At 72.3% G+C, this 20,770-nt stretch carries 16 protein-coding genes; 9 read left to right on the top strand and 7 right to left on the bottom strand.

Features of this window, described 5'->3' with window-relative positions; genetic code table 11:
- Positions 1-112: 112 nt before the first annotated feature.
- On the top strand, positions 113-1,072 hold the full coding sequence (gene cofD, locus ACGFYY_RS32085; protein WP_393714779.1) for a 2-phospho-L-lactate transferase: 960 nt from the start codon (positions 113-115) through the stop codon (positions 1,070-1,072).
- Positions 1,069-2,367, top strand: coding sequence for a coenzyme F420-0:L-glutamate ligase (locus ACGFYY_RS32080; protein ID WP_393714777.1), 1,299 nt, complete (start codon positions 1,069-1,071; stop codon positions 2,365-2,367). Before cofD ends, ACGFYY_RS32080 begins: the two co-directional genes overlap by 4 nt.
- 31 nt (positions 2,368-2,398) lie before the next feature.
- On the opposite strand, the gene ACGFYY_RS32075 is transcribed toward ACGFYY_RS32080, so the two are convergent.
- Positions 2,399-3,397 (bottom strand): DNA-3-methyladenine glycosylase 2 family protein, encoded by a 999-nt coding sequence (locus ACGFYY_RS32075; RefSeq protein ID WP_365270709.1) that lies wholly within the window; start codon positions 3,395-3,397, stop codon positions 2,399-2,401.
- A gap of 85 nt (positions 3,398-3,482) precedes the next feature.
- Complete coding sequence (locus ACGFYY_RS32070; protein WP_393714775.1) at positions 3,483-4,868, bottom strand: peptidoglycan recognition protein; 1,386 nt, start codon at positions 4,866-4,868, stop codon at positions 3,483-3,485.
- A 139-nt stretch (positions 4,869-5,007) separates the two neighbouring features.
- On the opposite strand from ACGFYY_RS32070, the gene ACGFYY_RS32065 reads away from it, so the two are divergent.
- The 4 genes from ACGFYY_RS32065 to ACGFYY_RS32050 all read left to right on the top strand — a co-directional run bounded on the left by ACGFYY_RS32065 (position 5,008) and on the right by ACGFYY_RS32050 (position 10,892).
- Positions 5,008-5,757, top strand: a complete 750-nt coding sequence (locus ACGFYY_RS32065; protein ID WP_393714773.1) for a TIGR03089 family protein — start codon at positions 5,008-5,010, stop codon at positions 5,755-5,757.
- A gap of 185 nt (positions 5,758-5,942) precedes the next feature.
- Positions 5,943-7,166, top strand: coding sequence for an LCP family protein (locus ACGFYY_RS32060; RefSeq protein WP_365270701.1), 1,224 nt, complete (start codon positions 5,943-5,945; stop codon positions 7,164-7,166).
- Positions 7,167-7,387: 221 nt separating this feature from the next.
- The gene (locus tag ACGFYY_RS32055) at positions 7,388-9,118 is read left to right on the top strand and encodes an LCP family protein (RefSeq protein WP_393714770.1); all 1,731 of its coding nucleotides are present in this window, start codon (positions 7,388-7,390) and stop codon (positions 9,116-9,118) included.
- Positions 9,119-9,176: 58 nt separating this feature from the next.
- Complete coding sequence (locus tag ACGFYY_RS32050; protein ID WP_393714768.1) at positions 9,177-10,892, top strand: LCP family protein; 1,716 nt, start codon at positions 9,177-9,179, stop codon at positions 10,890-10,892.
- A 74-nt stretch (positions 10,893-10,966) separates the two neighbouring features.
- Here the strand turns inward: ACGFYY_RS32050 and ACGFYY_RS32045 are convergent, their stop codons facing one another.
- Positions 10,967-11,992, bottom strand: a complete 1,026-nt coding sequence (locus ACGFYY_RS32045; protein WP_365270690.1) for a glycosyltransferase family 2 protein — start codon at positions 11,990-11,992, stop codon at positions 10,967-10,969.
- A gap of 176 nt (positions 11,993-12,168) precedes the next feature.
- On the opposite strand from ACGFYY_RS32045, the gene ACGFYY_RS32040 reads away from it, so the two are divergent.
- Entirely contained in the window at positions 12,169-13,662 is a 1,494-nt protein-coding gene (locus ACGFYY_RS32040; protein ID WP_365270687.1) for an LCP family protein, read from the top strand.
- 27 nt (positions 13,663-13,689) lie between these two features.
- Here the strand turns inward: ACGFYY_RS32040 and ACGFYY_RS32035 are convergent, their stop codons facing one another.
- Positions 13,690-14,226, bottom strand: a complete 537-nt coding sequence (locus tag ACGFYY_RS32035; RefSeq protein WP_365270684.1) for an acyl-CoA thioesterase — start codon at positions 14,224-14,226, stop codon at positions 13,690-13,692.
- Between the two features lie 269 nt (positions 14,227-14,495).
- Between ACGFYY_RS32035 and ACGFYY_RS32030 the strand changes: the two genes are divergently transcribed.
- On the top strand, positions 14,496-15,806 hold the full coding sequence (locus ACGFYY_RS32030) for an LCP family protein (RefSeq protein ID WP_365270681.1): 1,311 nt from the start codon (positions 14,496-14,498) through the stop codon (positions 15,804-15,806).
- Positions 15,807-15,870: 64 nt separating this feature from the next.
- Here the strand turns inward: ACGFYY_RS32030 and ACGFYY_RS32025 are convergent, their stop codons facing one another.
- The 3 genes from ACGFYY_RS32025 to ACGFYY_RS32015 form a co-directional block, all read right to left on the bottom strand.
- The gene (locus ACGFYY_RS32025) at positions 15,871-16,953 is read right to left on the bottom strand and encodes an NDP-sugar synthase (protein WP_365270679.1); all 1,083 of its coding nucleotides are present in this window, start codon (positions 16,951-16,953) and stop codon (positions 15,871-15,873) included.
- 163 nt (positions 16,954-17,116) lie between these two features.
- Positions 17,117-17,761 carry a hypothetical protein gene (locus ACGFYY_RS32020; RefSeq protein WP_393714765.1) on the bottom strand — a complete coding sequence of 215 codons (645 nt, stop codon included), beginning with the start codon at positions 17,759-17,761 and terminating at the stop codon, positions 17,117-17,119.
- A 124-nt stretch (positions 17,762-17,885) separates the two neighbouring features.
- Positions 17,886-19,043, bottom strand: coding sequence for an acyl-CoA dehydrogenase family protein (locus ACGFYY_RS32015; RefSeq protein ID WP_365270673.1), 1,158 nt, complete (start codon positions 19,041-19,043; stop codon positions 17,886-17,888).
- A gap of 202 nt (positions 19,044-19,245) precedes the next feature.
- On the opposite strand from ACGFYY_RS32015, the gene ACGFYY_RS32010 reads away from it, so the two are divergent.
- Entirely contained in the window at positions 19,246-20,589 is a 1,344-nt protein-coding gene (locus tag ACGFYY_RS32010; protein WP_365270670.1) for a UDP-glucose/GDP-mannose dehydrogenase family protein, read from the top strand.
- Positions 20,590-20,770 lie beyond the last annotated feature (181 nt).

The raw sequence follows: 20,770 nt of genomic DNA, 5'->3' as shown, positions 1-20,770 counted from the left end.
GTCCCACCCGTCGCCCGACCACCACCCCTCCACGACAGCCTTCGGCCGACAGTCCCACCCGTCGCCCGACCACCACCCCTCCACGACAGCCTTCGGCTGACAGACTGTTCGCATGCGCATTGTTGTTCTGGCCGGCGGTATAGGCGGCGCCCGGTTCCTGTCCGGACTCAAGTCGGCGGTGCCCGACGCGGACATCACGGTCATCGGCAACACCGGTGACGACATTCACCTCTTCGGACTCAAGGTCTGCCCCGACCTGGACACGGTGATGTACACCCTCGGCGGTGGCATCAACGAGGACCAGGGCTGGGGCCGCAGCGACGAGTCCTTCACCGTCAAGGAGGAACTCGCGGCGTACGGGGTCGGACCCACCTGGTTCGGCCTCGGCGACCGCGACTTCGCCACCCACATCGTGCGTACGCAGATGCTCGGCGCGGGCTACCCGCTGAGCGCCGTCACGGAGGCCCTCTGCGACCGCTGGCAGCCCGGCGTACGGCTGCTGCCCATGTCCGACGACCGGGTCGAGACCCACGTCGCGATCACCGAGGCCGGTACCGGCGAGCGCCGCGTCATCCACTTCCAGGAGTACTGGGTCCGGCTGCGCGCCGCGGTGGACGCGGAGGCCGTCGTCCCCGTGGGGGCCGAGCAGGCCAAGCCCGCCCCGGGCGTGCTGGAGGCCATCGCCGCCGCCGACGTGATCATCTTCCCGCCGTCCAACCCCGTGGTCTCCGTCGGCACGATCCTGGCCGTCCCCGGCATCCGGGACGCCGTGGCCTCCGCCGGGGCGCCCGTCATCGGCCTCTCCCCCATCGTGGGGGGCGCGCCCGTACGCGGGATGGCCGACAAGGTGCTCGCCGCGGTGGGCGTCGAGTCCACCGCCGCCGCGGTCGCCCTGCACTACGGGACCGGGCTGCTGGACGGCTGGCTCGTGGACACCACCGACGCGGACGCCGTCGCGGAGGTCGAGGCCGCCGGGATCACCTGCCGCGCCGTGCCGCTGATGATGACCGACGTGGAGGCCACCGCGGAGATGGCCCGCGCCGCGCTGGAGCTGGCGGAGGCTGCCCGGTGACGGCAGTGCCCTCGTACGAGGTACGGGCGCTCGACGGGATACCGGAGGTCAAACCGGGCGACGACCTGGCGAAGCTGATCACGACGGCCGCGCCCGACCTACGGGACGGGGACGTCCTGCTGGTCACCTCGAAGATCGTCTCCAAGGCCGAGGACCGGATCGTGCACGCGGACTCGCGCGAGGCCGCGATCGACGCCGAGACCGTACGGGTGGTCGCGCGCCGGGGTCCGCTGCGGATCGTCGAGAACCGGCAGGGCCTGGTGATGGCCGCGGCCGGCGTGGACGCCTCCAACACCGCCCCCGGCACGGTGCTGCTGCTGCCCGAGGACCCGGACGCCTCGGCCGCCGCGATCCGCGCGGGCGTACGCGACACCCTGTCCGTGGACGTGGGCGTGGTCGTGACGGACACCTTCGGGCGACCGTGGCGCACCGGGCTCACCGACGTGGCGATCGGCTCGGCCGGGGTGCGGGTCCTGGACGACCTGCGCGGCGGCACGGACGCGCACGGCAACCCGCTGAGCGCGACGGTCGTGGCGACCGCGGACGAGCTGGCCGCCGCCGGTGACCTGGTCAAGGGCAAGGCCGCCGGGCTGCCGGTGGCCGTCGTACGCGGGCTGGCCCACGTACTGGGCGAGGGCTCCTCGGCCCGGGACCTGGTGCGCTCACCGGCCGACGACATGTTCCGGCTGGGGACCTCGGAAGCGGTACGGGAAGCCGTGACGCAGCGCCGCACCGTACGGGCCTTCACGGCCGAGCCGGTGGACCCGGGCGCGGTACGGCGGGCGGTGGCGGCGGCCGTGACGGCCCCGGCCCCGCACCATACGACGCCCTGGCGGTTCGTCCTGCTGGAGTCCGAGGCCTCCCGGGTGCGGCTGCTGGACGCGATGCGGGACGCGTGGATCGCGGACCTGCGGGCGGACGGCAAGTCCGAGGAGTCCGTCGCGAAGCGGGTCCGGCGCGGGGACGTGCTGCGGGCCGCCCCGTACCTGGTGGTGCCGTGCCTGGTGACGGACGGCGCGCACCACTACGGGCACGCCCGGCGGGACACGGCGGAGCGGGAGATGTTCGTGGTCGCGATGGGCGCGGGCGTGCAGAACCTGCTGGTCGCGTTGGCCGGGGAGCGGCTGGGGTCGGCGTGGGTGTCCTCGACGATGTTCTGCCGGGACGTGGTGCGCGAGGTGCTGGAGCTGCCGCGGGACTGGGACCCGATGGGCACGGTGGCAGTGGGTCACCCGGCGGCCGCGCCGGCGGACCGGCCGGGGCGGTCGGCGGCGGACTTCATCGAGGTCCGCTGAGGCCCTCCCGGCCCGGGCCGTACGCCACGGCTCAGAGGCGGCCGATGTCGCCGCGCGGCATCCGGGGCGCGCGGCGGGGCGGGGTGTGGCCCGCGAGGAGGACGAGGCGGGCCGCGCGGTGGCGCTGGCCCGCGTACGGGGCGAGCAGCTCCAGCATGGCGGCGTCGTCGGCGTCGCGGTCGCCCGCGAGGGCGTAGCCGATGATGCCGGGCAGGTGGAGGTCGCCGGTGGTGATCGCGTCGGGGTCACCGTTGCTGCGCTGGAGGGTCTCGGCCGAGGTCCACGGGCCGATGCCGGGGACGGCCTCCAGTCTTCGTACGGCCTCGGGCAGGTCCATCGCGGCCGCCTCCTCCAGGCGGTTCGCCACGCGGGCGGCGCGCACGATGGTGGCGGAGCGCTTGGCGTCGACCCCGGCCTTGTGCCAGTCCCAGGACGGGATCATGGCCCAGGTGCGCGGGGCGGGCATGACGTACAGCGCCGGGCCGGCCGGGCCGGGGGCCGGCTCGCCGTACTGCCGGACCAGGCGCCGCCAGGCACGGTAGGCCTCGTCGGCGGTGACCTTCTGCTCCAGGATCGTGGGGATCAGGGATTCGAGGACCAGGCCGGTACGGGTGAGGCGCAGGCCGGGACGCCGGCGGTGGCTGGCGTGCACGAGGCGGTGGCGGGGCACGAAGGCGGCCGGGTCGTCGCCGGCGCCGAGGAGCGCCGGCAGCTGTTCGAGGAACCAGCCGGCGCCGGGGCCCCAGGCCTCGGCGTGCACCTGCTCGCCCGCGCGGGACACGCGGAGGGTGGCCGGGCCCTGCGGGGTGTGGGCGGTTCGCCAGACCGAGCCGTCGGGGGTGGTGCGGAAGGTGGGGTCGCCGGGGCCGCGGCGGAGCGGGCCGAGGACGAGCCCGAGGTCGACGGGGCCGCCCGGGGTCCAGCGGCGCTCCTCGGCGCCGGAGCCGGCGGTGCTGCCCCGGCCCGAGGGTACGTCGGTGCGGCCGCCGCGGACGGCGGCGCGGGTGAGGGGATCGAAGCGGCCGGCCATGCCCCGAGCGTAGCGCCGTGGCGGGCACCACCCCCGGGGCTGCGACCCGGACCCCGGGGTTCGGACGCCGGCGGGGCCGGATCCCCTACGGCCGGCCCTGGAGCTTGGCCGAGGCCGTGCGGGTCGTGGGGAGCTTGCCGTAGAGCTTCGTGCCGGGGCATTGGGTGGCGAAGCCGTCCCGGTGGCCGGCGATGACGTTCATCGACACGTTCCTGCCCTTGGGGTAGAGGTTCCCCCCGCCCGAGGTCAGGGTGGTCTTCGCGCGCGGGTCCCGGCCGAAGAGGCCGAGCTTCCAGGCCGTGAGCCGGGCGACCGCGTCGACGACCGCCGCCGGCGGGGCTGTGGAGGTGAAGGTGCCCAGTACCGCGACGCCCATGCTGTTGGTGTTGAAGCCCATGGTGTGCGCGCCGAGGACCGCCTTGGCGACCCCGCCGGCGCGACCCTCGTAGACCGTTCCGCACTTGTCGACGGCGAAGTTGTAGCCGAGGTCCCGCCAGCCGTTGCTGACCACGTGGTAGCGGTACAGGCTGCGCAGGACCGCGGGGGCGTCCTTGCAGGCGTAGTTGTTGCCGGAGGCGCTGTGGTGGACGAAGGCCGCCTTGACGGTGCTCGTGTAGACGAAGCCCGACTCGCGCAGGCCCTCGTCCGCGCCCCAGCCCTTGCGGGTGACGATCCGCGGACGCGGGCCGATGTACGGGGCCGCGGCCGCGGTCAGTTCGCCGTCGCTCGCGAAGACGGCGTCGGCGGTGGAGTCGGCCTTGTCGAGCGCGGTGATCTCGTTCGCGCCGAGCGAGGCGTGCGGGACGTTCGCGGCGGAGGACTCCGCCGTCCCCATCGACATGGCGGGCACCACCTCGCCCTTGCCGTCACCGTCCGAGCCGGTGTTCTTGCCGTCGGACCCGGTGGTGGGGGTGTCCGCGCCCGGGTCGACGAGCTCGATCCGCATGCCCGTGGGCAGCCGGGAGGAGGCTCGGGTGGCCGGTGCGCCGGATTCGGCCTGGACCCGGACCTCGACGGCGTCGGACTCGCCCACCCACAGCGGGGCGGTGGCGCCACGGATCTGCCGCGAGCCGCGTTCCGCCGCGTCGGGGTCGGCGGCGTGCTCGCCGTTGTGGGTCTCGACGTCCTGCCAGTCCGACCAGGTGGCGGTCCGGGTGGAGCGGGTCCGCACCTGGACCCGACCGTGCAGTTCGGTGGTCGCGTCGTCCCAGACCACGCCGACCATCGAGAACGTCTTGACCTCGCGTGCGGTGAGGCCCTGCGTCTCGGCGCGACCAGCGGAGGCACTCATTCCGGGGACTCCGGGCGTCCGCGTCGCCGAGGGTCCCAGCGGGACGAGCGGCAGCGATTGGGTGGACCCGGCGGGGGTTACGGGGGCGGTCTCGGCCAGGGCGGGAGTGGGGAGCGCGAGGGGCAGGGCCAGTACGGCGGCCGTCGCGACGCCGATCGAGGAAGCAAGGAATCCACGCATGAAAAGGATGGTGAGCACGCCGACGGCCGCTCGCCATCCGAGAACTGACGCTCCGTCCGACCCGCCGCGCGTACCCCTCCCCCGTACGGAGGAGCCGACCGCCCCCGTACGGGGGACGGGCCCGCGTACGCTGTGCCGGGTGAACGCCACTGACCGCACCCCTGCCGACCTGCTGCGATCCGCGCTCGCCGCCGATCCGGGCCGCCCGCTCGTCACCTTCTACGACGATGCCACCGGCGAGCGCGTCGAATTGTCCGTCGCGACCTTCGCCAATTGGGTGGCCAAGACCGCCAATCTGCTCCAGGGCGACCTGGGGGCCGAGCCCGGGGACCGGCTCGCGCTGATGCTCCCGGCGCACTGGCAGAGCGCGGTGTGGCTGCTCGCCTGCGCGTCCGTCGGGGTCGTCGCCGAGATCGGCGCGGACCCGGCCGGCGCGGATCTCGTCGTGAGCGGGCCGGACACCCTGGAACCGGCCCTGGCGTGCGGCGGTGAGCGGGTGGCGCTCGCGCTGCGGCCGCTGGGTGGACGGTTCCCGCAGCCGCCGGCCGGGTTCGCCGACTACGCGGTGGAGGTGCCGGGGCAGGGCGACCGCTTCGCGCCGTTCGTGCCGGTGGATCCCGAGGGCCCGGCGCTGGTCGTGGGCGGCGCGGAACTCACGCAGGCGGAGCTGGTGGCCCGAGCGCGGGAGGACGCGGCGAAGCTCGACCTCGGTCCGGGGTCGCGCGTGCTGACCGGGCTGGGCTACGACACCTGGGAGGGCCTGTCGGCGGGGCTGTACGCCGCACTGGCCGCAGGTGGGTCCGTGGTGCTGTGCCGGAACCTGGACCGGCTCCCGGCGGACGGGCTGGCCCAGCGCCGCGAGAGCGAGCGCGTCACCCACACCGTCTGATCGCCGTCCCGAAGCCGGTCACCCACACTGGTGAAGTGCGGGTACGGGCGATTTGTCACCCGCATGGCCCTAGACAAGGCCTCGCCCCCGGGCCGCTCCGGCGACCCCGGGGCAGCATCGGCAGTGGCCGTGCTCACCCGTACGGCTGACGGCCCGCAGTCGTAACGGCGAGGGGACGGACGCCAGTGACGGACAGCGCAGGCATACCGGGCGGCGCCCCCGCCGGGGGCGCGGGGCGACCCCCGCCCAGCCGCGGGCGTCGGCGCCGACTGCTGCGCCGGCTCGGCCTCGGGACGGTCTTCGTGGTCCTGGCGGGCACGGCCACCGGCTGGTGGGTCTACAACAAGCTCGACGGGAACATCACCGAGGACACCTCGGCCGCGGCCGAGCTGCGGCGCTACGAGCGCGAGCGCCCGGCACACCTGGCCACCGGGGCCGAGAACATCCTGCTGATCGGCTCGGACTCGCGCTCCGGCAAGGACAACGCCCGCTACGGCCAGGACGGGGGCACCCAGCGCTCGGACACCACGATCCTGCTGCATCTGCCGCAGGACCGCCGGAGCGCGACCGCGGTGTCGATCCCCCGGGACCTGATGACGGACATCCCTTCCTGCCTGCAGCCGGACGGGAGCCGCACCGCCGCGCGGTTCTCGCAGTTCAACTGGGCGTTCCAGTGGGGCGGGGCCGCCTGCACGATCCGTACGGTGGAAAAGCTCACCGGGATCCGTGTCGACCATCACATGGTGATCGACTTCGGCGGGTTCAAGAAGATGGTCGACGCCATCGGCGGGGTGGAGGTCTGCCTCAAGGAGCCGGTGAACGACTCCGAGGCCAAGCTGCGGCTGGCCGCCGGCCGCCAGACCCTCCGGGGCGAGCAGGCGCTGGGCTACGTCCGCGCCCGCCACAGCCTGGGCAACGGCAGCGACACCGAACGGATGGACCGGCAGCAGCAGTTCCTCGGATCGCTCGTCAAGAAGGTGCAGAGCAACGGGGTGCTGCTCAATCCGACCCGGCTGTACCCGCTGCTGGACGCGGCGACCTCCTCGGTGACCACGGATCCGGGACTGGCCTCGCTGCGCGGGCTGTACGAACTCGTGCGGGGCATGCGGGACATCCCGACCCATCAGGTCAAGTTCCTGACGGTGCCCCGCAAGCCGTACGCACCCGACCCGAACCGGGACGAGCTGGTCGAGCCCGCCGCGGAGCGGCTGTTCCGCCGGCTACGGATGGACGAGCCGGTCACGGTCGCCCCGCCGAAGCCCACCCCGACCGCGCGTCCGACCGAGGCCGCGGAGGTGGACACGGAGGCCGATCCGGACACGGACTCCACGGACGAGGGAACCATCACACCTCAGGTACCCGTCCCTACTTTTACGGGAACCACTGCGGGCAACGCCGACTGCCGGTAAAGCAATCCCAAAAGGCGGTGACCGAACCGAGCGGGATGGGCGGTTCGCCCCGTTATAAGGGGAGTGGAATTTGTCACCAGCATGGTTTGCCGCCGAACAGGGCGGATAGGGTGAGCGATCCGGTGCCCGGCCGGACCAGAGGCGGGCACCAGCAGCCGGATCGTTGACCGTGCGCCTGGGGGAGGCGCGTCGCGAGGCACCGACGGAGGATTCGAGCAACCGTGGATGCGCAAAGCCGTGGGCGGGCGGACGAAATCGACCCCGCAGACCAGTGGGTACTCAATCCCCGCACCGGCAACTACGAACTGCGACTGGCCGACTCCGCCGCGCAAGCGCGGCCCAAGGTCACCGCACCCCGCAGATCGCCGTCTGCTCCCTCGACGCCCACCACGCCCGCGCCCGGTGTACCGCGGCCGCGGCGTGGCGACCCGCCCCCGGGCGGCCGGCGCGGCGGGCGCTCCCGCAAGCTCGGCGGTGGCGGCCGTAAGAAGGCGCTCACCATCACCGGCGGCGTGCTGGCGTTCCTGCTGGTCGGCGGCGCCGTGGCGGGGTACCTCTACTACGACCACCTGAACGGCAACCTCAGCGTCACCGACGTGGCGGGAGCGGGCACCGGCGGCTTCAAGAAGGACCAGGCCATCAACATCCTGGTCATCGGGACCGACAAGCGCACCGGCGCCGGTAACGAGGCCTACGGGGACAAGGACAGCGTCGGCCACGCCGACACCACGATCCTGTTCCACGTCTCGAAGGACCGGACGAACGCGACCGCGCTGTCCATCCCCCGCGACCTGATCGCCAACATCCCGGCCTGCCCGACCAAGCAGCCGGACGGATCGACGAAGACGATCGCGCCCACCAAGAACACCCGCTTCAACACCAGCCTGGGCCAGGAGGGTCGTGACGCGGGCTGCACGATGCGTACGGTCAAGGAACTCACCGGCATCGAGGTCGACCACTTCATGATGGCCGACTTCAACGCCGTCAAGACGCTGAGCACGGCGGTCGGCGGCGTGCCGGTGTGTCTGGCCAAGCCCGTCAACGACGAGGAGGGTTCCCACCTCAAGTTGGACGCCGGCGAACACCGGTTGCAGGGCGAGGAGGCCCTCGCCTTCGTCCGGACCCGGCACGGCTTCGGCAACAACAGCGACCTCGACCGGATCAGGATCCAGCAGCAGTTCCTGGGTTCGATGATGCGCGAGATGAAGTCGAAGGAGACACTGACCAGCCCCAAGAAGTTCCTCTCCCTCGCGGAGGCCGCGACCAAGTCGCTGGGCGTGGACTCGGGGATCGGGTCCATCGGCAAACTCACCGATCTGGCGGGTGAGTTGAAGGGCATCGACACCAAGAACATCACCTTCACCACCCTGCCGGTGCTCGACAACCCGGCCGAACCGGAAGGCAAGAAGGCGACCGTCGTCGTCGATCACGCCTTGGCCGATCCGTTGCTGCAGATGATCCGGGGGGACGTCTCGCTCACGGAGGTCGAGAAGAAGGAAGCGGCCGCCAAGGAGGCGGCCGACGCGGACACGAAGGCCAAGCAGGACGCCCTGCTCCAGGGCAACCGCGCGGCCGCGACGGACGTACGGGTGAGCGTCTACAACGGCGGCGGTCCCAAGGGCGCGGCCTCCACCACGGTGAACTGGCTGCAGAACAGCAAGGGCGTGTCCAAGTCCGGCAACGAGGGCAACGCGCCGGCGAAGGTCGGCGCCACGCAGCTGGAGTACGCCCCCAACCAGGCCGACCAGGCCCGGGCGCTGGCGGACATGATGGGCCTGCCCGCGACCGCGCTGAAGGTGGGGACGGCGGACGCCTCGGCGAAGACCCCGATGAAGCTGACGCTGGGTCCGGACTTCCAGCAACCGGGCACCCCGCTGGCACCTGCGGCGCCCCAGCAGCTGCCCGAGGACGTGCAGCAGGCGCAGGCCGACAAGGCCGTCTGCGCCAAGTAACAGGCTCGGCCGGTGACACCGGCACTCAGTCGACCATGAAGGATCTCGAGGGGGACGTGTGAGGCACAGCAGCGTGCGAGGGGAGGGGGCGACCGCCCAGGCCGCCGAGGAGATATCCGACGGCGGGGCGGACGCGTCCGGCACGGTGCCCCCACAGCGGGGCGGCTCCAGAGCGGTTCGCCGGGCTGCCGGCGACCGTCCCCGCAGACAGGGCCGGCGGCGCGTGCTGCGCTGGACGGCCTCGGTGCTGTCCCTGCTGATACTCGGCACGGCGGCCGCCGGATACCTGTACTACCAGCACCTGAACGGCAGCATCCACACGGACGCGCTGAACCTCGGTGAGACCAAACTGGGCGGTTCCAAGCCCAACGCCTTCGGGCAGACCCCGCTGAACATCCTGCTGATCGGCTCCGACGCGCGCGACGACGCGGCGAACCAGGCCCTCGGCGGGGCCACGGACACCTTCGACGGGCCGCCGCTGGCGGACGTGCAGATGCTGCTGCACCTGTCGGCCGACCGCAGCAACATGTCGGTGGTCTCCATGCCGCGCGACACGATGCTGATGATGCCCAAGTGCACCGAACCGGGCGGCAAGGTGCACCCCGCCAGCAAGGGCCTCGTCCAGACCAACGAGTCCCTGCAGCGCGGCGGTCCGGGCTGCACGGTCGCCGCCTGGCAGGAACTGACGAAGATCCCCATCGATCACTTCATGATGATCGACTTCAAGGGCGTGGTCTCGATGGCGGACGCCATCGGCGGCGTCCCGGTCTGCGTCGAGGAGAACGTCGAGTCCCGCACCCGTGACGGCAAGGGCTCCGGCCTGAAGCTGCCGAAGGGCACGAGCGTGATCCAGGGCGAGCAGGCCCTGCAGTGGCTGCGCACCCGCTACGGCTTCGAGGACGGCACCGACATCGGCCGCACCCACGCGCAGCACCAGTACATGACCTCGATGGCCCGCGAGTTCCGCAAGAACGCCAAGCTCACCAACCCGGTGAAGCTCAACAGCCTGGCGCAGGCGGCCATCGACGCCATGGTCGTGGACACCGGTCTGAACAAGATCGACAAGCTCTACGACCTGAGCATGGAGCTCAAGAAGGTGCCCCCGGGCCGGATCACCATGACCACCATGCCCTGGGTCTACAGCACCAGGCCGGGCCTGGACGGCCGGGTCGAGCCCATGGCGAACGAGGCCGAGGCCGTCTTCCGGATGGTCCGCGAGGACATCGCGCTCGACGGCAAGGGCAACGGGACCCCGGAGGGCGGCGCGTCCCCGTCACCGGGCCCCTCCGCGGCCCCGGGCACCCCGAGCACGGCTCCCGGTACCCCGAGCACCGCCGCGACCACGGCGCCGGCCGCGGCTCCCGCGAAGGTCGTGGTCTCCGTCCGCAACGCCACGAGCGGCAAGGACGGCGCCGAGACCCGGGTCAAGAACCGGGCGAACGACGTGGCCGCGCTGCTGACCGGCAAGGGCTTCACCAAGGCCGCCGCCGACACCCGGACCGGCGCCGAGGACACCACCGTGGTCCGCTACGCCACGAACGCCCAGGCGGCCGACGCGGGCGCCGTGGCCACCGCCCTGGGCCTGCCCGCCACCGCGGTGCAGAAGTCCGAGGAGGTCTCCGGGGTCACCCTGTACGTCGGCAAGGACTGGCGGACCGGCAACGCGCCGACCCCGCCGCCGCCCGCCCCGACCGTGGCCCCGACCTCGGCCCACGCCCTCAACGGCGACAACGAGGGCGCCTGTATGGCGATCCAGCCGGGCTTCACCTGGTAGTACGCACGCGAAAGGGGCCCGGCCCGGCGACTGCGGATCTTCGCAGCCTCCGGTCCGGGCCCCTTGCGTACGTCTCAGACCTGCGAGGAGTCCCGCCGCACGGCCGGACGGCGACTCGCGATGACCTTGTTCGCCAACGCCCGCGGGCTGGTCAGGAAGCCGAAGCCCCAGCTCAGGTGCATGGTCGCCAGGGCGACGGGGATCTGCGCCCGGGCCTTGATCCCGAGCCCCTTGCCCGCCGGGACGGAGCCCGCGGTGATCGCCGCGAGATAGCCGGCCGGGAGCACGAAGCCGAGGGGGGTGACGGTCACGCCCACGACCACGCTCGCGGCCAGCGCGCAGACGAGGGTCGGCGGGGCCAGGTAGCGCAGGTTGATGGAGCCCGAGTGGTAGCGGGCCACCACGTGCCGCCAGCGACCGTAGTCCTTGTACTGCTTGGCCAGGGCCCGTACGGAGCGCCGCGGACGGTACTGGACCATCAGCTCCGGCGAGAACCAGATCAGACCGCCGGCTTCGCGGATGCGGAAGTTCAGCTCCCAGTCCTGGGCGCGGATGAACTCCTCGTTGTAGCCGCCCTGCTGTTCCAGCGCCTCGCGGCGGAAGACTCCGAGGTAGACCGTCTCGGCCGGGCCCGCCGCGCCGCCGGTGTGGAACGGCGCGTTGCCGACACCGATCTTCGAGGTCATCGCGGCGGCGACGGCCTCCTCCCAGGCGTTCTGGCCCTCGGCGTGCATGATGCCGCCGACGTTCTGGGCGCCCGTCTCCTCCAGGAGGCGGACGGCGGTGGCGATGTAGTTCGGCGAAAGCATGCCGTGGCCGTCGACGCGCACCACGATCGGGTGACGGGAGGCCTTGATGGCGGCGTTGAGCGCCGCCGGGGTCCGGCCGGTGGGATTCGGGACGGTGTGGACTCGGGGATCCTCGGCGACGAGTTCGGCGGCGATCTCGTCGGTGCGGTCCGTGGACGGCCCGAGTGCGATCACCACCTCCATCTCGCCCGCGTACTCCTGTTCCAGGATGTGGCGGACGGAATCGCGGAGGTAGTGCTCCTCGTCGAGCACCGGCATGATCACCGAGACTGCGGGCTGCTGGGTGGGCATGTGGTCCTTCAAGGTCGGGTATCGGTGTCACGTTACCGCGTACGGGGGAACCGGGTGCGCGCCGAGCGATCGGTAAGGACAGCTGCTGATCGTATGGGCCTACTGTTCTGCCGAATCAGCTGATCCGGCCAGTGCCCCGGCCGGTCTCCCCGCTGCCCCCCGCGGAGGTGTCCCCCGTGCCCCAGCCGCACCGTCCCGCCCGTCCTGACGGGCCGCCCCGACCGCAGCGCGCCCGACGCGGCGGAGGCGGTCGCGCCCGGCACCGGGACGGACGGCCCCGGTGGGGGGTCCGGCTCGCGGCCGGCCTGTCGGTGGCGGTGCTCGGCTCCGGCGCCATCGGGCACGCCGTGATGACCGGCCTGGACACCGGGATCGAGCGGGTGGACCCGTTCAAGGACATGAAGAACCGCCCGCAGGCCGGACACGGCCTCAACTTCCTGCTGGTGGGCACCGACGGCCGGGAGAAGATCTCCCCGGAGGAGAAGCGCGAGTACCGACTGGGCGGCGCGCCCTGCCACTGCACGGACACGATCATGCTCGTGCACCTGTCGGCGGACAAGGAGCGGGCCAGTGTGATCAGCCTGCCCCGGGACAGCTACGCCGAGGTGCCCGCCCACCAGGACCTCGTGACGCGCAAGGCGCACAAGGCGCACCCCGTGCGGTTGAACGCGGCGTACGCGGAGGGCGGGCCCAATCTGACCGTGCGGACCGTGGAGAACATGACCCGGGTGAAGATCGACCACTACCTGGAGGTCGACTTCACCAGCTTCATGAAGACGGTCGACGCCATGGGCGGCGTGGAGATCTGCACGGCCAAGACCATGCGCGACCGCAACACCGGCCTCGACCTGCTGCCCGGCAGCCACCGCCTCAGCGGTGGACAGGCCCTGCAGTACGTGCGCTCGCGCCATGTCGACGGGGCCTCCGACCTCGGCCGGATGCAGCGTCAGCAGCGCTTCGTCGCCGCCCTGATCAAACAGGCGATCGGAGGCGGGGTGCTGCTGAATCCGGTGAAGTTCAAGGAGGTCAGCTCCACCCTCCTCGGCTCCGTCCGGGCCGACAAGGACTTCGGCTCGGAGCAGATGCTGGCCCTCGGGCAGGCGATGCGGGACTTCACGCCGTCCTCCTCCGAGTTCGCCTCGGTGCCCATCGGCAGCCCTTCCTTCCCCGTGAAGGGCATCGGGTCGACCGTGAAGTGGGACGAGCCGAAGGCGGCCAAGCTGTTCGATGCACTGCGCCAGGACCGGCCGCTGGCCCCGGCCCGGCCCGGGAAGACCGGCGGCGGCCCGCCGGCGGCGGTCCCCGTGGACGTGCCCCCGCCCCAGGTCCGGGTCCAGGTGGAGAACGGCACCCGGATCGACGGGCTGGGCGGCCGGGTCGACGCCGCGCTGCGGGCCACCGGCTTCGACACCACCCGGGCCCCGGGCAACGGCGCCGGCCGCGAGGTCAAGCGCACGGTGATCACGTACGACCCGCGCTGGGACCGCTCCGCCCGGTCGGTGGCGACCGCGCTGCCGGGCAGCGAGCTGCGGGCGGTGGCGGGCCAGGGCCGGACGGTGGTGGTGGTCGCGGGGGCGGACTACCGCAAGGTGGTGCCGGTGCGCGCCGAGGACCCGTACCAGGGCACCTTCGGGGTGGTCACCGGTGACCAGGTGGTGTGCGGGGACTGAGGGCCCCGAGGCGGTCCGGGGCGGCCGTCAGTCGTCGAAGCCCTGGGCCGCCCGCTCCTCGCGCAGCGCCATGATCGCCTGCCGGCGGGCGAGCCGGTGGGTGCGACGGATCTGGGCCTCCTGGTAGCGCCGCTCGTCCTGCTCCGTCTCGGGGAGGACGGGCGGGACCTCGCGGGGCTTGCCCTCGGCGTCGACCGCGGCGAAGACGAGGTAGGCGGTGCCGACCTGGGTGGCGGGGGTGGACTCGTTCCAGCGCTCCGCGAGGACGCGTACGCCGATCTCCATGGAGGAGCGGCCGGTCCAGTTGCACTGGGCCTTCACGTGGACGAGGTCGCCGACGCGCACGGGCGCGAGGAAGGCCATCTCGTCCATGGAGGCGGTGACCGCCGGACCGCCGGAGTGGCGGCCGGCCACGGCACCCGCCGCGTCGTCCACCAGCTTCATGATCACGCCGCCGTGCACCGTCCCGAGGAGGTTGGTGTCGTTGGCGGTCATGATGTGGCTGAGGGTCGTCCGGGAGGCTGCGGTCGGCTTCCCGGGCAGCTCGCCCGGTATCTGTGTCATACGGACACCTTAGGGGGTGTCCTTCCGGTCGGGCCGGATCAGGGAGCAGCGCCCGGTGCGTGCGATCGCAAGGCCGAGCAGGGAGTCCACGCGGAGCGTCGGCGACCGACGAGAACCCGGCGAGCGTGCGTGCCGGGAGCCGCGAGCCCGGCCGGACCGGAAGGACACCCCCCGAGATGGGATGGCTCGGCATCAGCTTCGCAACAGCCGCGGTACGGAATGTGGACCGGGCTGTCGGAGCACGCGTTCGGGCAGGCATTCTTGGGCGCATGAATGACTGGCCAGAAGGTCGTGACGACGCGTACGGGCGCGGCAGCGCGCAGCCGCAGCCCGAGGGTGTGCAGCGGATGCGGCACATCCAGCGGCAGCCGCAGCCGCAGCAGCCGCCTCGGCCCCCGCAGCCGCAGCGCCCGGCGGGACCGCCGCCCGCGTACGGCGTACCCCCGCAGCAGGCGGGCGGGCACGACACGTACGGCGGTTACGACAGCGGCTACAACACCGGCCAGGTCTACGGGTCGCCGCAGGGCGGCGGCCCCGGCGGGCCGGGAGGCCCCGGTGGGCCGTCCGGACCCGGCCGCCCCGCGCGGGCGCCCGGTCCCGCTCCGGACTGGCGCAAGCGGATCAAGGTCGGCTCGATCGTGGTGCTCTCCGTGCTGGTGGTGACGTCCGTCTCCACCTACTTCTGGGCCGACTCCAAGGTGCGCCGCGAGGTGGACCTCTCCAAGGTCATCGAGCGGCCGAAGGAGGGCGACTGCACGACGTACCTCATCGTGGGCTCCGACAGCCGCGAGGGGATGTCCGCCGAGGAGAAGAAGAAGCTGCACACCGGCTCGGCCGAGGGCAAGCGGACCGACTCGATGATGATCCTGGCGAAGTGCTCCAGCGGGAACACCATGATCTCGCTGCCCCGTGACTCGGACGTGGAGATCCCGTCCTTCGTGGGCTCGCAGTCCGGCAAGACGTTCCCGGCGCAGGGGCGCCGGGTCAAGCTCAACGCCGCGTACGCGGAGGACGGCCCCGAGCTGCTGGTGCGGACGGTGGAGCACAACACGGGCCTGCGCATCGACCACTACGCGGAGATCGGCTTCGCCGGCTTCGCGAACATCGTGGACGCGCTGGGCGGTGTGGAGCTGAACATCGAGGAGGGCTTCAAGGACGAGAAGTCGGGCGCCGACTTCAAGGCCGGCAAGCAGACCCTCAACGGCGAGCAGTCGCTGGCCTTCGTCCGGACCCGGTACGCCTTCGCCGAGTCGGACCTGCAACGCACGAAGAACCAGCAGAAGTTCCTGTCGGCGCTGGCGAGCCAGGCAGCGACGCCGTCGACGATCCTCAATCCGTTCGCGCTCTACCCGATGCTGGGCGCGGGCCTGGACACCCTCATCGTGGACAAGGACATGGGCCTGTACGACATGGGCCAGATGTTCTTCGCGATGAAGGGTGTCAACGGTGGTGACGGCGTGTCGATGAACATGCCGATCTCCGGCCAGCGCGGCGGCAACCTCGTCTGGGACAAGGCGAAGGTGCAGCAGCTCGTGAAGCAGATCCAGAACGACGAGAAGGTCACCGTCCGCGGTAACTGACGGCCGGGAGGGAGCGCGGCCGGGCGGCCGTGCTCCCCGCCCGGACCGGGACCGGGACCGCGGGTCAGGCGTCCGGGGAGAACCGGATCGCGGCGGCGGGCAGCTGGGCCTCGCACCACACGCGGGCTCCGTCGCGCAGTTCGTTGTCGGCTCCGACGGCCGCGCCGTCGCCGACGACCGTGCCGTCGAGGACGGTCCGCGCGCCGACCGAGGCGCGGGCACCGATCAGGCTGGCGTTCACCTGGGCGTCCGGGCCGATGACGGCGTCGTCGAGGACGATGGAGCCCTGGACCACCGCTCCGGCCTCGATCCGGGCGCCCGCTCCGACGACGGTGCCCCCGGACAGCTTGGCTCCGGCCGCCACGTGGGCGCCCGGCAGGACCAGGGATTCGCCGCGGCGTCCGGGGACGGCCGGGGACGGGACCACGCCGCGGACGAGGTCGGCGGAGGCCTGGATGATCGACTCGGGCTTGCCGAGGTCCATCCAGTAGGTGTTCTCGGTGACGCCGTGCAGCTTGGCCCCGGCGGCGAGCAGGCCGGGGAAGGTCTCACGCTCGACGGAGACGGGCCGGCCGGCCGGGATGGAGTCGATCACGCTGCGGCGGAAGACGTAGCAGCCGGCGTTGATCTGGTCGGTGATGATCTCCTCGGGGGTCTGCGGCTTCTCGGTGAAGGCCAGCACCCGCCCCTCGGAGTCGGTCGGGACCAGGCCGAAGGCGCGCGGGTCGTCGACCCGGACCAGGTGCAGGGAGACGTCCGCGTCGGCCGCCTCGTGGGACCGGACCAGCCCGGCGATGTCCAGGCCGGTGAGGATGTCCCCGTTGAAGACGAGGACGGAGGAGTCCGGGCCGCCGGTCAGGCGTGCTCCGGCGTTGCGGATGGCGCCGCCGGTGCCCAGCGGCTCGTCCTCGACCACGTATTCCAGGCTGAGGCCGAAGTCGGATCCGTCGCCGAAGTAGGGCTCGAAGACCTCGGCGAGGTAGCAGGTGGCCATCACGATGTGCGTGACACCGGCGGCGGCGGCCCTGGCTATCTGGTGGGCGAGGAACGGGACGCCGGCCGTGGGGACCATCGGCTTGGGCGTGTTCACCGTCACGGGGCGCAGGCGCGTCCCTTGTCCGCCGACCAGCAGGATCGCTTCCGTCATTGCGTTCTCCCCAACCGATTCCGGCGTACGAAGGTCCAAATTTAGCCCATCCGGGGGGCGTCCCGAGGCCGGTGCCGGATGGGGGGTGACCAGGTGCGTTCCCCTGAGGGCGGCGCACTCGGCGTGTCATGAAATGACCGGTGTCGACCGGTTCGTTCGACCGTCAGGCGGTGAACGGGTTGGTGTGGCCCGGCAGTTGTTGTCCGGGGCGCAGGAAGCGCTGCCTGCCGGTCTCGTCCCGGATCGGGACGAACCCGGCGTCGGTCAGCCGTCGGGCGATCCGCTGCCGGCGGACCGTACCCAGCGTGAAGGCGCCCCACAGGAGGGCCGCGAGCGCCCCGCCGCCGACCAGCGCGCCGATCGGCATCCCGGCGAGGAGCAGGACGAGCGCCAGGACCGCGCAGGATCCGTAGGCGAAGGCCTGCTGCCGCCCGTCCGCGGCCTGGGCCAGGACGTCGAGCATGATCCGGTCCTTCAGCCGGGCCACGGCCTCCTCGGCCTCGGGGGTCGGCCTGACCGTCCCCGGCCGCATGCCCGGCACCGTCCCGCCACTACCGGCCCGCGGGTGGGCGGCGATGGTCGCCGCTTCGCGGGCGCGTGCCTCGGGGTGCGGGTCCCGGTACATCCGCACCAGGATCTGCAGGTCGTTGTGCCCCGTCCGGTGGGCCCGGTCGTACGCGTAGCCGTACTGCTCCGCCACGTGGGCCAGGGCGGCCACCCGGCCGGCGGCCTGCTCCGGACCGATCTCGACCACGTCCTGGCGGGCGATCTGCCCGAGCATCGCCGCTGTCCGGCGTTCCGTGAACATGCTCTTCCGCCCCACCTGCGCGCCTACGGCTGACAGCGGCACAGCCTAGCCCGCCGCCTGACGCGCGAACGTCCCCCGGCGGGCCACCGGGAGGCGTTCGCGTCGACGCAGGTCGGACCGGGGGTTACGGCAGGTTGCGGGCCATGACGATCCGCTGGACCTGGTTGGTGCCCTCGTAGATCTGGGTGATCTTGGCGTCGCGCATCATGCGCTCGACCGGGTAGTCACGGGTGTAGCCGTAACCGCCGAGGAGCTGGACGGCGTCCGTGGTGACCTCCATGGCGATGTCGGAGGCGAAGCACTTGGCCGCGGCGCCGAGGTACGTCAGGTCGGCGTCGCCGCGCTCGGAGGCGGCGGCGGCCTGGTAGGTCAGGGCGCGGGCGGCCGAGACCTTCATGGCCATGTCCGCGAGCATGAACTGCACGCCCTGGAAGTCGCCGATCGGCTTGCCGAACTGCTTGCGCTCCTGGACGTAGCCCTTGGCGTAGTCCAGGGCGCCCTGGGCGATGCCGAGCGCCTGGGCCGCGATGGTGATGCGGGTGTGGTCCAGGGTCTTCATCGCGGTGGCGAAGCCGGTGCCCTCGGCGCCGATCATGCGGTCGGCGGGGATCCGGACGTTGTCGAGGTAGACCTCGCGCGTCGGGGAGCCCTTGATGCCGAGCTTCTTCTCCGGGGCGCCGAAGGACACGCCCTCGTCGCCCTTCTCCACGACGAAGGCACTGATGCCCTTGGAGCGCTTCTCGGGGTCGGTGACGGCCATCACCGTGTAGTACTCGGAGACGCCCGCGTTGGTGATCCAACGCTTGACGCCGTTGAGCACCCAGAAGTCCCCGTCGCGCACGGCGCGGGTCTTCATGCCGGCGGCGTCGGAGCCCGCGTCCGGCTCGGAGAGCGCGTACGAGAACATCGCGTCGCCCTTGGCGAGCGGGCCCAGGTACTTGGCCTTGAGCTCCTCGGAACCGGAGAGGATCACCGGGAGCGAGCCGAGCTTGTTCACGGCCGGGATGAGGGAGGAGGAGGCGCAGACACGGGCCACCTCCTCGATCACGATCACGGTGGCGAGGGCGTCGGCGCCCGCGCCGCCGTAGGTCTCGGGCACGTGGACGGCGTGCAGATCGCTGGAGACCAGGGCGTCCAGGGCCTCCTGCGGGAAGCGGGACTCCTCGTCGACCGCGGCCGCGAACGGCAGGATCTTCGCCTCGGCGAGCGAGCGGACCGACTCGCGGAGCATGTCGTGCTCCTCGGCCGGGCGGTACAGGTCGAAGTCGGCAGAACCCGCCAAGATCTCTCACTCCCCAGTGATGACACGCGATACGTGATGCTAACTACCGTTAAGTAACCCAAGCTTAGTGGCCCGGTCACGGATGGCGATATGGACGGCCCACGTGAGATGGGTGACAGCGGCGGTCTCCTGGGGAACGTCCCCGCCGGTGGGCCCGACTATGCTCAGTGGCCGCAAACGGCCCCGCACCTCTGGAGCACCCATGGCCCCCCTCAGGATCACTGTGATCGGCACCGGCTACCTCGGCGCCACCCACGCCGCCGCCATGGCGGAGCTGGGCTTCGAGGTGCTGGGGCTGGACGTGGTGCCCGAGAAGATCGAGATGCTGGCCTCGGGCCGGGTCCCGATGTACGAGCCCGGGCTGGAGGAGCTGCTGGCCAAGCACGTGGTCGGACTGCCGGGCTCGACCGGCCGGCTGCGCTTCACCACCTCCTACGAAGAGGTCGGCGCCTTCGGTGACGTCCACTTCGTCTGCGTGAACACCCCGCAGAAGCACGGCGAGTACGCCTGCGACATGTCCTACGTCGACTCCGCGATGACCTCGCTGGCCCCGCACCTGACGCGGCCGGTCCTGGTCGTCGGCAAGTCCACGGTGCCGGTGGGCTCGGCGGAGCGGCTCGCGGTGAAGCTCGCGGAGCTGGCCCCCGCGGGCGCGGACGTGGAGCTGGCCTGGAACCCGGAGTTCCTGCGGGAGGGCTTCGCGGTGGACGACACCCTGCACCCCGACCGGATCGTGATCGGCGTCCAGGGCGAGCGCGCCGAGAAGCTGCTGCGGGAGGTGTACGAGACCCCGATGTCGGAGGGGACCCCGCTGGTGGTCACCGACTTCCCGACCGCGGAGCTGGTGAAGACCGCCGCGAACTCCTTCCTCGCGACCAAGATCTCCTTCATCAACGCGATGGCGGAGGTGTGCGAGGCCGCCGGCGGGGACGTGGTCAAGCTGGCCGAGGCCATCGGCTACGACGAGCGGATCGGCGCGAAGTTCCTGCGCGCGGGGATCGGCTTCGGCGGCGGCTGCCTGCCCAAGGACATCCGGGCGTTCATGGCGCGCGCCGGCGAGCTGGGCGCCGACCAGGCGCTGACCTTCCTGCGCGAGGTCGACTCCATCAACATGCGGCGCCGAGGGCACATGGTCGAGCTCGCCCGCGAGGCCGTGGGCGGGTCCTTCCTCGGCAAGCGGGTCGCCGTGCTCGGAGCCACCTTCAAGCCGGACTCCGACGACGTACGCGACTCGCCCGCGCTGAACGTGGCCGGGCAGATCCACCTGCAGGGCGGACAGGTCACCGTCTACGACCCCAAGGGCATGGACAACGCCCGCCGCGTCTTCCCGACGCTGGGCTACGCGGAGTCCGCTGCGGCGGCGGCCCGCGGCGCGGAGGTCGTCCTGCACCTGACCGAGTGGCGCGAGTTCCGCGACCTCGACCCGGCGGAGCTGGCGGGCGTGGTCACCGACCGGCTGATCCTGGACGGCCGCAACGCGCTGGACCCGGTGCGGTGGCGGGCGGCGGGCTGGACGTACCGGGCGATGGGTCGCCCCCGCGCGTAGCCCTCGGGCCGGGCGGGGGGTGCGGATCCGGGGCCGTGCGGCGCCGGGTGCGGGTGCCGTGCGGCGCCGGGTGCGGGTGCCGTGCGGCGCCGGGTGCGGGTGCCGTGCGGCGCCGTTGCCGGGGGCTCCGCCCCCGGACCCCCGCGCCTCGAACGCCGGCGAGGCTGGGATTGCGCGGCCT

Source organism: Streptomyces sp. NPDC048331 (genome assembly GCF_043201215.1).
In the GTDB taxonomy this organism is placed as follows: Bacteria; Actinomycetota; Actinomycetes; order Streptomycetales; family Streptomycetaceae; genus Streptomyces.
The sequence above is the reverse complement of the archived record's forward strand: the minus strand, read 5'-3'. Positions and strand labels throughout refer to the sequence as shown.

Excerpts from the sequence above, each read along its gene's own strand:
- ACGFYY_RS32045 (WP_365270690.1), bottom strand. The coding sequence starts at position 11,992 with ATGCCCACCCAGCAGCCCGCAGTCTCGGTGATCATGCCGGTGCTCGAC.
- ACGFYY_RS32010 (WP_365270670.1), top strand. The coding sequence starts at position 19,246 with ATGGCCCCCCTCAGGATCACTGTGATCGGCACCGGCTACCTCGGCGCC.
- cofD (WP_393714779.1), top strand. The coding sequence starts at position 113 with ATGCGCATTGTTGTTCTGGCCGGCGGTATAGGCGGCGCCCGGTTCCTG.
- ACGFYY_RS32030 (WP_365270681.1), top strand. The coding sequence starts at position 14,496 with ATGAATGACTGGCCAGAAGGTCGTGACGACGCGTACGGGCGCGGCAGC.
- ACGFYY_RS32025 (WP_365270679.1), bottom strand. The coding sequence starts at position 16,953 with ATGACGGAAGCGATCCTGCTGGTCGGCGGACAAGGGACGCGCCTGCGC.
- ACGFYY_RS32070 (WP_393714775.1), bottom strand. The coding sequence starts at position 4,868 with ATGCGTGGATTCCTTGCTTCCTCGATCGGCGTCGCGACGGCCGCCGTA.
- ACGFYY_RS32035 (WP_365270684.1), bottom strand. The coding sequence starts at position 14,226 with ATGACACAGATACCGGGCGAGCTGCCCGGGAAGCCGACCGCAGCCTCC.
- ACGFYY_RS32075 (WP_365270709.1), bottom strand. The coding sequence starts at position 3,397 with ATGGCCGGCCGCTTCGATCCCCTCACCCGCGCCGCCGTCCGCGGCGGC.
- ACGFYY_RS32020 (WP_393714765.1), bottom strand. The coding sequence starts at position 17,761 with ATGTTCACGGAACGCCGGACAGCGGCGATGCTCGGGCAGATCGCCCGC.